The following is a 455-nucleotide window of genomic DNA, read 5'->3' on the forward strand; positions in this document are numbered from 1 at the left end:
GTGCGTTGCCCACCAATTGCTTGCGGTTGGCTTCCGTGACCAGCACCGAGAACGTGGGGTATTCGGGCGCGATGTCGGCAAAGCGCTGGCCCAGCGCCAGACCAGAGACGATGTTCACCACGTCGCGGAAGTTGATGCGTTCTTCCGGGCCCAGGCGTGCCCGCTCGCGCAGGGACACGCCCTTGGCCCAGTCCTGCAGCGTCTTGGTCTTGCCTTGGTAGGTGACTTCGAACGCGGTCATCTGCTTTTCTTGCAGCCACTTGCTCATGGACCGCAGCGAGTCCTGGGCTTTGGATAGGTAGACGGCCTTCGCGCCGCCGCTGGCGGTGGATGCCAGATCCAGTGCCGCGGCGTATTGGGACAGATAGCGTTTGTAGTCTTCGTCGGGTGACTTCAGACGGAAGAACACCTCGTCCGCCAGGTTGGCATCGCTGAACTTCGGCCTGTCGAATGGC

Annotated in this window: 1 protein-coding gene; it reads right to left on the reverse strand. The window is 62.2% G+C overall.

Annotation, left to right across the window (positions count from 1 at the left end; translation table 11 throughout):
* Positions 1 to 455, reverse strand: a 455-nt coding sequence (locus tag KDH83_RS31610) for a DUF6079 family protein (protein WP_249205484.1), incomplete at both ends; no start/stop codon positions are given.

The sequence above is a fragment of the Achromobacter sp. Marseille-Q0513 genome (assembly GCF_018195695.1).
Classification (GTDB): Bacteria; Pseudomonadota; Gammaproteobacteria; order Burkholderiales; family Burkholderiaceae_B; genus Achromobacter.